The 8,078-nt window shown below is 50.1% G+C and carries 11 protein-coding genes; all 11 read left to right on the plus strand.

Going from position 1 to position 8,078, the window contains the following annotated elements:
- Nucleotides 1–3: 3 nt before the first annotated feature.
- Nucleotides 4–180 (plus strand): capping complex subunit for YIEGIA, encoded by a 177-nt coding sequence (locus VF724_RS14260; protein ID WP_371754928.1) that lies wholly within the window; start codon nucleotides 4–6, stop codon nucleotides 178–180.
- A 91-nt stretch (nucleotides 181–271) separates the two neighbouring features.
- Nucleotides 272–1,594: a ribosome biogenesis GTPase Der gene (gene der, locus VF724_RS14265; RefSeq protein ID WP_371754929.1), complete on the plus strand. Its 1,323-nt coding sequence runs from the start codon at nucleotides 272–274 to the stop codon at nucleotides 1,592–1,594.
- An 11-nt stretch (nucleotides 1,595–1,605) separates the two neighbouring features.
- Nucleotides 1,606–2,214 (plus strand): glycerol-3-phosphate 1-O-acyltransferase PlsY, encoded by a 609-nt coding sequence (plsY, locus tag VF724_RS14270; protein WP_371754930.1) that lies wholly within the window; start codon nucleotides 1,606–1,608, stop codon nucleotides 2,212–2,214.
- Entirely contained in the window at nucleotides 2,211–3,257 is a 1,047-nt protein-coding gene (locus VF724_RS14275; protein WP_371754931.1) for an NAD(P)H-dependent glycerol-3-phosphate dehydrogenase, read from the plus strand. The genes plsY and VF724_RS14275 overlap by 4 nt, the downstream gene beginning before the upstream one ends.
- Before the next feature lie 62 nt (nucleotides 3,258–3,319).
- Nucleotides 3,320–3,601 carry a stage VI sporulation protein F gene (locus tag VF724_RS14280; RefSeq protein ID WP_371754932.1) on the plus strand — a complete coding sequence of 94 codons (282 nt, stop codon included), beginning with the start codon at nucleotides 3,320–3,322 and terminating at the stop codon, nucleotides 3,599–3,601.
- Between the two features lie 352 nt (nucleotides 3,602–3,953).
- Complete coding sequence (locus VF724_RS14285; RefSeq protein ID WP_371754933.1) at nucleotides 3,954–4,133, plus strand: DUF2768 family protein; 180 nt, start codon at nucleotides 3,954–3,956, stop codon at nucleotides 4,131–4,133.
- Between the two features lie 13 nt (nucleotides 4,134–4,146).
- Entirely contained in the window at nucleotides 4,147–4,440 is a 294-nt protein-coding gene (locus tag VF724_RS14290) for a 2Fe-2S iron-sulfur cluster-binding protein (RefSeq protein WP_371754934.1), read from the plus strand.
- A gap of 64 nt (nucleotides 4,441–4,504) precedes the next feature.
- Nucleotides 4,505–4,837 carry a 2Fe-2S iron-sulfur cluster-binding protein gene (locus VF724_RS14295; RefSeq protein WP_371754935.1) on the plus strand — a complete coding sequence of 111 codons (333 nt, stop codon included), beginning with the start codon at nucleotides 4,505–4,507 and terminating at the stop codon, nucleotides 4,835–4,837.
- A gap of 100 nt (nucleotides 4,838–4,937) precedes the next feature.
- The gene (locus tag VF724_RS14300) at nucleotides 4,938–5,702 is read left to right on the plus strand and encodes a YphF family lipoprotein (RefSeq protein ID WP_371754936.1); all 765 of its coding nucleotides are present in this window, start codon (nucleotides 4,938–4,940) and stop codon (nucleotides 5,700–5,702) included.
- A 247-nt stretch (nucleotides 5,703–5,949) separates the two neighbouring features.
- On the plus strand, nucleotides 5,950–7,428 hold the full coding sequence (gene spoIVA, locus VF724_RS14305; RefSeq protein ID WP_371754937.1) for a stage IV sporulation protein A: 1,479 nt from the start codon (nucleotides 5,950–5,952) through the stop codon (nucleotides 7,426–7,428).
- A gap of 150 nt (nucleotides 7,429–7,578) precedes the next feature.
- Nucleotides 7,579–7,848: a non-specific DNA-binding protein Hbs gene (gene hbs, locus VF724_RS14310; protein ID WP_371754938.1), complete on the plus strand. Its 270-nt coding sequence runs from the start codon at nucleotides 7,579–7,581 to the stop codon at nucleotides 7,846–7,848.
- Nucleotides 7,849–8,078: the final 230 nt, after the last annotated feature.

Raw genomic sequence — 8,078 nt, forward strand, 5'->3', positions numbered from 1 at the left:
GAGATGAGCGAAATATTGGCGGTCATTTCAATGTTTCCCGATCAGGTGTGCGGAGGGGCTCCCATCTTTTTGGCAAAAAATGAAGAAGAGCTTGAGGCACTGGCTTTTTTGCTGGAAAAAATCATGGACGCCATGGCCCATGACCTGAAGAATGGAACGAAGATCATCGTGAAGCATTAAGGGGCAAGAAAAGGAGTTATTTCGATAGTATAAATAGCCAAGTTCGTCGATTTTTGCTATGATGTTTAACGTGAGCGAGGGAGGTGTCATGATGGCAATGCCAGTAGTGGCGATTGTCGGCCGGCCGAATGTCGGAAAGTCCACCATCTTTAACCGAATTATCGGCGATCGGGTGGCCATCGTTGAAGATAAACCTGGTATAACCCGGGACAGGATATACGGGATCGGGGAATGGAACGGCAAAGCCTTTAGTGTTATCGATACGGGCGGAATTGAAATCGACGGAGAGGACGAGATTATTCGATCGATCCGCGCCCAAGCGGAAATGGCCATCGAGGAGTCCGACGTGATTGTTTTCATGGTCGACGGCAAGGCGGGACTGACACCGCCGGATTCGGAGGTGGCGCAGCTGCTGTACCGATCCCATAAACCGGTTGTGCTGGCCGTAAACAAAGTAGACAACCTGCAAAGAATGGACAATATCTATGAATTTTATTCGCTTGGCTTCGGGGATCCGATTGCCATTTCCGGCTCCCACGGGCTCGGGATGGGCGATCTCCTGGATGCCGTTGTGGAGCGGCTTCCGGAAGGCCAACAGGAGCAATACGGCGAAGATGTCATCAAGGTGGCTTTGATCGGTCGGCCGAATGTCGGCAAATCTTCGCTGGTCAATGCCATACTTGGGGAAGAGCGGGTGATTGTCAGCGATATTGCCGGCACGACCCGCGATGCGATCGATACACCGTTTGAAAAGGACGGGCAAAAATATGTGCTGATTGATACCGCCGGCATGCGAAAACGGGGAAAAGTCTACGAAGCGGCGGAGAAATACAGCGTGATGCGGGCGATCAAGGCAATTGAGCGGGCGGATGTGGTGCTCGTCGTGCTGAATGTGGAGGAGGGCATCATCGAGCAGGATAAGCACATTGCCGGGTACGCGCACGAGGCGGGCAAAGCGTCGATTTTTGTAGTAAACAAATGGGATGCCATAGAAAAGGACACGCATACCATGCATCAGTTCAAACAAAAGATCCGGGATCATTTTCTGTTCATGACCTATGCGCCCATCACCTTTGTTTCCGCCAAAACCAAGCAGCGGCTTCAGACGATCCTGCCGATGGTCAACGAAGTCGCGGAGCAGCATTCCATGCGCATCAAAACGCATGTGCTGAACGATGTCATTACGGACGCAGTGGCGATGGCGTCTCCTCCTTCGGATAAGGGCAAGCGGCTGAGGATCAACTACATCACCCAAGTCGCGGTAAAGCCGCCGACGTTTGTGCTGTTTGTCAATGAGCCCGAGCTCCTGCATTTTTCATACGCAAGGTATTTGGAAAACAAAATTCGCGATGCCTTTCAATTTGAGGGGACGCCGATACGGCTGACCGCTCGGAAAAAATCCGAAGACGAATAGGGGAGAGGTTCTTGTTTTACATCATTCCGATCGTGTCAAGTTATTTATTGGGTTCTTTAATCTTCAGCCTGATCGTCGGGAAGCTTTTGAAGGGTGTGGATGTTCGCAGCCACGGCAGCGGAAATGCAGGCGCAACCAATACGCTGAGAGTTCTGGGCATCGGTCCGGCCATTCTCGTGCTGGCTCTGGATATCGGAAAAGGGGTGCTGGCCGTTTGGTTGGGCAAATGGTTCGCACCCGATCTATTATGGGTTCATGTGGTTTGCGGAATCAGTGTCATTATCGGCCATAATTGGCCGGTTTTCTTCCGTTTCAGGGGAGGCAAAGGGATTGCCACAACGATTGGTATGGTGGCCACTTTAAGTTTTCTGCCGGGTCTGATGGCCGGAATTATTGCTATTTTATCCATAATTATAACCCGTTATGTGTCTCTCGGATCTTTATTGTTTACCGGATTGCTGCCGATTTTTTTAGTCATCATGCATTATCCTGTCGAATTGATCTTTGCCAGCATACTGCTGTTCATTTTTGCCGTATGGAGACATCGGAAGAATATCGAAAAATTGCTCCATGGACAGGAAAACAGGCTGGGAGCGAAAAAACGGGAGGAGACGCAATGACGCCGAAGAAGGTATCCGTTCTGGTTGCCGGAAGCTGGGGCACGGCTTTGGCCACGGTGCTGGCCGACAATGATATGGATGTGACCCTTTGGTCCCGAAGCCGCCATCAGGTGGAGGAAATTAACAGCCTGCATCGCAACAGCCGGTTTTCACAGGATATTCAGCTGCCTCCCAATATCCGTGCGACTGACTCCTTGGAAGAAGCAGTAATCGGGGCGGATGCCGTGATTCTTGTTCCTCCTTCGTCCGGTATGCGCGAAATTGCGTGCAAGCTGCGGGCATACATGGATGCCAATACCTTGCTCGTTCATGCCACGAAGGGTTTCGAAGCGGATACGGTACTGAGAATGTCCGAGGTGATTGCCGAGGAGTTGCCCGGATATGACAAGGACAATATCGTCGTTCTATCAGGCCCCAGCCATGCCGAAGAAGTGATACTCAAAAGCCCGACCGCAGTGGTCGTTGCCGCGGGCCATACAGAGGCGGCGGAGGCGGTGCAGGATCTGTTCATCAATTCCTATTTTCGGGTATATACGAATCCCGACGTCATCGGCGTAGAGGTCGGCGGAGCCTTGAAGAATGTTATTGCCCTCGGAGCCGGTTTATCCGACGGTCTCGGCTTCGGCGACAATGCCAAGGCTGCGCTGTTGACAAGGGGGCTTGCTGAAATCGGCCGTCTCGGTTTGGCGATGGGGGCCAGTCCGATGACGTTCGCCGGGCTGGCAGGCATCGGCGATCTGGTAGTCACCTGTACGAGCAAGCACAGCCGCAACTGGAGAGCCGGGTATATGCTCGCCAAGGGAGTGCCTTTGGATGAGGTGCTTGCGACGATGGGGATGGTGGTTGAGGGTGTTCGCACAACGAAAGCCGCCCGCGCGCTGGCACATAAATTCCAAACGGAGCTTCCGATAGCGGAAGAACTTTACCGAGTTCTGTTTGAAGGGAAATCTCCGAAAACGGCCGTAGAGGATTTAATGGGCCGGGGCCGGACACACGAAATGGAGGATATTGCGCGAACAAGTTTTGGAAAACGGCAGCCGTAAGCCTACACCGAACTCATCCAACACTCATAGGATATATAAAACATCTTATGAGGAGGTTGGCAATGAGCAGCAAGGATCTGTCCAAAGATGTTTTAAACATCGTCAAGAACAAGACCGGCAAATCCGTGACCGAGAAAGATATTCACAAACTTGCCAGCAAGGTTGGGCCGAAAACGGTGCAGAGCGAAGAGAAATTGCGCGAGTTGATTTTGCAGGTATCCCGAATGGTCAATATCCCGGTATCCGAATCGACGATTTCCGAAATTATCAAAGCTGTCCAAAAAAGCGGATTAAATCCCAATAACATGGAACAGATGATGAAAGCGATGATGGGCAAAAAATAGGGGCGGATTTTTTCCGCTCCTTAGAGTGACGAGGAACTCTAAGAATGAAATGAAGTCTTTTTTCGGGTGGGGGTATCTTCTTCCGTCGCTCTTGAAACCAGGAAATGTAATTTAAAAATTGTGGTGTTTTCCCGGTTTCAAAGACAGTAAAAGTTTTCTAACGAAAACTTTTACTGTCTTTGAAATGGCGTTGTTGCCTCGAACTATCATTCATAGAACGCCATTTCAAGAGCAGTCGGAGTCCATACCCATCTCCTTTGAACAGTGCTAAAGCGTGGAGCGAATTTGTTATGTATATGTTATAATGATAAATCGGACAGAACTAATATCGGTAACGGGAGTTTGAGAAACTATGAGCAGTATGGATAAAATGTGGGCGTCCTTTATCGCCATGGGATTGATGGTGCTGGCATCCGTGCTGATTACCTTTGCCAGAGGGAAAACAAGCGGAGCGGTACGGTTCATTTTGTCCCTTATCGCATTTGTGCTTTTCATTCCCATCCTTATTTTAATGCTGTTATCGATGATGTGATTCGGAGGAGAAAATGCTTGAGCTAAAAGGCAAGAGAACACAGAAAGATGTAGGAACGGTCATCGGTCGGACAATTCTGGAGCATGCCCTTGAGCACAAAGTGGAATGGGGTTTTTCCTGCGTGCGGGGAACCTGCGCCAGATGCCGGACTTTCGTTGCGGAAGGAAGGGACAATTTGGGGGAACCGACTAAGGCGGAACGGGACAGGCTTGATCCGGAGGAAATTGAAGAAGGGTACCGCTTGGGCTGCCAAGCGGTCATTGTCAAAGAAGGCCGTATAGTGGTCGTCAACAGTACTTATTTTTAAGCGGTTAACCATTGCAAGTTGCGGGCTCTCGGAAAGGCGGGCCGCTCCGCAGAAAGGACAACGGATGCAAGTTTCGATCAGATTTTTGCCAAGCGGCCGAACGGTCAAAGTAAAGCAGGGAACGACGATTTTGGAGGCCGGGAAAAAAGCCGGCGAGGCGATACGGACCCGATGCGCAGGGAAGGCTGCCTGTTTGATGTGCAAGATCCTTGTTCGGGATCAGGCCGGTTTATCGCCGGTCACCCGGAATGAACGCGTCAAATTGGGGGAGATGGCCGACCGCAATTACCGCTTGGCCTGCCAGTCCAGAATCTGGGCAGACGTTGAGGCGGAGGTTCCCGAAGATCCGCTGAAGGCCGTCATCCGCAAAAAGCTGGCATCCGAGGAAGACCAGTGAGAACGTTCCTTGCCATTTCCATGGCACCAGCGAGTGATGAAAATGGCAAGCGATATGTCCTTGAAGAATTCGCATCAGTTCAATCAAAGGATGGGAAATCATGAATCATCGAATTGGCAATGCCGGATCGGGAATGTTCCGGCTCTTGAAACATGTTCTGTTCATCGCCTTATTCGGAGTGATGCTGGGCACGCTTGCCGGCTGTATGTATCCGGACAATCTGCGCAAAGAAAACCAAATCCCCCCGCGGGACCAATTATTTATCGTACAGCATGCCATTGATGAATTTCACAAGGCAACCGGCGTGCTGCCGATCATTAACAGTACGATGGACACACCGCTTTATGAAAAATATAAGATTGATTTTAAAAAACTTATGGAGAATCAATACTTGAGCTCAATCCCGGCGAATGCGTATGAACAAGGAGGAACCAATATCTATGTGTTGGTTAACCCTGAGCTCAAGCCTGAAGTCAAGCTGATGGATCTTATTTCCTATCAGGACGTTGGAGATATCCAGAAAGCGGTCGATGCGTATCGTTCCGCGCATGAAAATCAGCTTCCCACCGGTCAACCGGTTGCTCCCGGTTTCTATTTGCCGGATTTCGGCAAGATGGGCATGAAGCAAGGCCAGATCCGGAGCGTCTATTCTCACGGGTATTTATCCCTGCTGCTTCACCGTTCCGGAGAGGTGGTCATTGATTATGCCCCGGAAATTATGCAGATCATGAATAAGAAAGGGATTGCTTCTCCTCCGCCCGATACCGATTTGCGAACGTATTTGGTCGACAATTCGTTTTTCGTGCCCGTCAAATCTTTTCCATATTATTGGAAAAATAACGAACCTGTTGTAAGCGAGCGTTGATGGGCTCGGATCATTAGTTGGACGGTTGCAATGAGATGCCGTTTTTTTCAAACATGTTCATATAATCAAGCGGAGAGCATATACATCAAAATTGATAAGTTTGGTGGAAGCCTGCGTGAGGCCGGATCGTCGATCCGGCTGAAAAACTAGGCATAAACCATTTCGTGATACATATATTGTTACTAGTCCAAAAGCATGTACGAGTTTCGCCGCTGACTATTTTGAACGATCAAAGGAGGGCATCTCATTGGAAAAAGTTGATATTTTCAAGGACATTGCGGAGCGAACCGGCGGAGACATTTATCTCGGGGTCGTTGGCGCGGTCCGGACGGGGAAATCGACTTTTATCAAGCGATTTATGGAAAGCGTCGTTCTGCCCAACATCCGCAGCGAAGCCGATCGCATCCGTGCGACGGATGAGCTTCCGCAAAGCGCTGCAGGCAGAACGATTATGACGACCGAGCCGAAATTTGTTCCCAATAATGCTGTTCATCTGCATGTGGCCGAAGGTTTGGAAGTGAACGTCCGCTTGGTGGATTGCGTAGGTTACGCTGTAGAGGGGGCTAAAGGTTATGAAGACGAGAACGGCCCCAGAATGGTAACCACACCCTGGTTCGAGGAACCCATCCCCTTCCAGGAGGCAGCAGAAATCGGCACGAGAAAAGTCATTCAGGAGCATTCCACGCTGGGAGTGGTCGTCACTACCGACGGCAGCATAGCGGAAATTCCCCGAGAGGATTACGTCGAAGCGGAAGAAAGAATCATCAACGAATTGAAGGAGGTCGGCAAGCCGTTCATTCTGATCGTCAATTCCATTCAACCGAACGGCGATGCCGCTCAGGGGCTGCGTGCGGAGCTGGCGGAGAAATACGATATTCCCGTTATGGCAGCAAGTGTGGCCAATATGGGAGAAGCCGATTTCATGCGGGTGCTCAAGGAAGTGCTGTATGAATTCCCGGTGCACGAAGTGAACGTCAATCTTCCGAGCTGGGTCATGGTGCTTAATGAAAGGCATTGGCTGCGGAGCAGTTTTGAAATTTCGGTTCGCGAAACGGTTAAGGAGATCCGCCGTTTGCGCGATGTGGACCGCGTGGTCAGCCAGTTTGAAGAGTACGACTTTATCGATCGGGCCGGTCTCGCCGGGATGAACATGGGTCAGGGCGTGGCGGAGATCGACCTGTATGCTCCGGATGAACTGTACGACAAAATTTTGATGGAAGTCGTCGGAGTGGAAATTCGCGGCAAAGATCATCTGCTGCAGCTTATGCAGGATTTCTCCTATGCCAAGCGGGAATATGACCGGTATTCGGAAGCGATGGAAATGGTCAAAACGACGGGCTACGGCATCGCCGCTCCTTCTTTGGAGGAGATGACGCTGGACGAACCGGAATTGATCAGACAAGGCTCGCGATTCGGCGTGAGACTGAAAGCGACCGCCCCTTCGATTCATATGATTCGCGTGGATGTGGAATCCGAATTTGCTCCGATTATCGGAACGGAAAAACAAAGTGAAGAGCTTGTAAGGTATTTGATGCAGGATTTCGAAGACAATCCTACGAGGATTTGGGAATCGGATATTTTCGGCCGCTCCCTTCATTCTATCGTCAGGGAAGGCATACAAGGAAAAATTGCCATGATGCCCGATAATGCGCGCTACAAGCTGCAGGAGACCCTGGGAAGAATCATCAATGAAGGTTCGGGCGGATTGATTGCAATCATCCTCTAATCGCAAGCAAAAAAGCACCTGCGAAGGTGTTTTTTGCTGTTTCGACAGACTTCTTTTTCTCAAAAAAAGTGTCGGGAATGTATATTTTCCGAAAAATCAGTAAAGACAGGTATATAACGGACATTTTCCATTTGAGGGGGAGGTGATTGCATGAATAAATCGGATTTGATCGCCAGAGTCGCCGAAAGCACCGACCTTTCCAAGAAAGACGTGACGAAAGCGGTCGATGCAGTATTCGAGGCGATTTCTGAAGCGCTTCACAAAGGGGATAAAGTTCAGCTTGTGGGATTTGGAAATTTTGAAGTTCGTGAACGTGCTGCCCGCAAAGGGCGCAACCCGCAAACAGGCGAGGAGATTGAAATACCGGCGAGCAGGGTGCCTGCATTTAAGCCCGGAAAAGCTTTAAAAGACGGAATTTAATGAACTGTTACGTATCGTTCCGGTGATGCGGCCAGTGTTGAACCGTGCCTGTTCTTACGGCACGGTTTTTCATTGACTGCAGGGGGAAAGGTGAAAAAGGAACGGCAGCCGCTTAAGGAAAAAATTACTGTTGTCGTTGTGCTGTGATAATGTCACCCTGTAACTGTTCTGAGATAATGTCACTATGGGACAGGAGACATTGACATTGACTAGAGCAGAGTTGAAGAAGG

Source organism: Ferviditalea candida, from assembly GCF_035282765.1.
In the GTDB taxonomy this organism is placed as follows: domain Bacteria; phylum Bacillota; class Bacilli; order Paenibacillales; family KCTC-25726; genus Ferviditalea; species Ferviditalea candida.

Coding starts and splice junctions, on each gene's coding strand:
- VF724_RS14260 (WP_371754928.1), top strand. CDS start 4: ATGAGCGAAATATTGGCGGTCATTTCAATGTTTCCCGATCAGGTGTGC.
- der (WP_371754929.1), top strand. CDS start 272: ATGGCAATGCCAGTAGTGGCGATTGTCGGCCGGCCGAATGTCGGAAAG.
- VF724_RS14275 (WP_371754931.1), top strand. CDS start 2,211: ATGACGCCGAAGAAGGTATCCGTTCTGGTTGCCGGAAGCTGGGGCACG.
- VF724_RS14280 (WP_371754932.1), top strand. CDS start 3,320: ATGAGCAGCAAGGATCTGTCCAAAGATGTTTTAAACATCGTCAAGAAC.
- VF724_RS14285 (WP_371754933.1), top strand. CDS start 3,954: ATGAGCAGTATGGATAAAATGTGGGCGTCCTTTATCGCCATGGGATTG.
- VF724_RS14290 (WP_371754934.1), top strand. CDS start 4,147: ATGCTTGAGCTAAAAGGCAAGAGAACACAGAAAGATGTAGGAACGGTC.
- VF724_RS14295 (WP_371754935.1), top strand. CDS start 4,505: ATGCAAGTTTCGATCAGATTTTTGCCAAGCGGCCGAACGGTCAAAGTA.
- VF724_RS14300 (WP_371754936.1), top strand. CDS start 4,938: ATGAATCATCGAATTGGCAATGCCGGATCGGGAATGTTCCGGCTCTTG.
- hbs (WP_371754938.1), top strand. CDS start 7,579: ATGAATAAATCGGATTTGATCGCCAGAGTCGCCGAAAGCACCGACCTT.